1 protein-coding gene is annotated in these 1,637 nt (G+C 74.4%); it reads left to right on the top strand.

Features of this window, described 5'->3' with window-relative positions:
• On the top strand, window positions 1-1,637 hold a 1,637-nt coding region (locus AC27IO_RS23970; RefSeq protein WP_498741168.1), incomplete at both ends, for an alpha/beta hydrolase domain-containing protein.

Raw genomic sequence — 1,637 nt, 5'->3', positions numbered from 1 at the left:
CAGCTTCGGCGAGCGCGGCACCGCGCGCAAGACCGTGGCGCGCGCCACCTTCGCGGTGGACCCGGCCGACCCGCGCAACGCGGGCATCGCCGACATCGCGATCGCTCCGCGCGACGCGGCGGGCCGCGTCACCGCCGTGGCCGACGTGGTGATCCTGCAGCCCGAGCGCCCCAACGGCACCTTGCTGGTCGAGGTGCCCAACCGGGGCCGCAAGCTCATCGGCCCGGCGTACGACGATGCACCCGCCACCTATGGCCGCCTGCAGCAGGCGGCCGATGCCGGCGCCGGCTTCCTGCTGGCGCAGGGCTACACGCTGGCCTGGATCGGCTGGCAGGGCGACCTGCCCGTCTCGGGCGGCAGCAAAGGCGCGGCGCTGCTGGGCCTGAACGTGCCCGTGCTGGCCGGCGTGACCGGCCCCTCGCGCGATGAATGGGTGTTCACGCCCAAGCAGGCTGAGGCCGTGCAGACCGTCAAGCTCGCCTACCCGGCGGCCACGCGCGAAGGCGCCCGCCTCACGGTGCGCCCGCGCGCGCAGGACGAGCGCACGCAGCCCGCGGGCCTGGCCTTTCGCTTCGTGGACGACCAGACGCTGGAAATCACCCGCCCCGCCCGCCAGCCGGCCGACGCCATCTACGAGTTCACCTACACCGCGCGCGACCCGCAGGTGATGGGCCTGGGCCTGGTCGCGCTGCGCGACGTGGCCCACTATCTGCGCCACGACGGCAGCGCCGCCAACCCGCTCGCCCACGGCGGCCAGCCGCAGATGCGGCACCTGCTGGGCACCGGCATCTCGCAGTCGGGCCGGGTGCTGCGCGACTTTGTCTACCTGGGCTTCAACGAATCGGCCGACCACCGGCCCGTGTACGACGGCCTGCTGCTGCAGATCCCCGGCGGGCGCCGCAGCTTCACGAGCGCGCGCTTCGGCCAGCCCGCGCGCAACCCGGGCCCCAACACCGACCACGTGTACCCGGTGGACCAGTTCCCCATGGCCTACGAAGCCAGCACCGATCCGCAGACCGGCCGCACCGACGGCCTGCTGCAGCGCTGCCGCGCCACGGCAAGCTGCCCGCGCATCATGCAGGTGGACTCCGAATACGAAATGTGGGCCTCGCACGCGAGCCAGAGCGTGACCGATGCGCGCGGCCACCACCTGGGCTTGCCGCCCGAGGTGCGCGCCTATCTGGTCGCCGGCACCCAGCACTTTGCCGCGGCCGACGCCGTGGCCAAGCCCCAGCCCGGCTGCCGCCTGCCCACCTCGCCCATCTACCCCGGCCCGCTGATGCGCGCGCTGCTGGCCGGCATGAACGACTGGGTGGCCAGCGGCGCCGAGCCGCCCGCCAGCCGTTACCCCAGCGTGGCCGATGGCACGCTGGTGCGCGCTGGCGACCCGGGGCAGTACCGCGGCATCGCCGCCCTGGGCTACCGGGGCCATGCCGTGCCCTCGTTCCGTACCGATGCGGCCACCGGCCTGCCGCGCGTGCTGGGCGAATACCCCGTGCTCGTGCCCCGCACCGATGCCGACGGCATCGCCGAAGGCGCCGTGCGCCTGCCCGCCGTGGCCGTGCCGCGCGCCACCTACGTGGGCTGGAACGCCAAGACGAGCGACCCCGCCGGCATCTGCACCCAGCTGGGCGCCA

The sequence above is a fragment of the Acidovorax sp. KNOB132 genome (assembly GCF_057541515.1).
The sequence above is the reverse complement of the archived record's forward strand: the minus strand, read 5'-3'. Positions and strand labels throughout refer to the sequence as shown.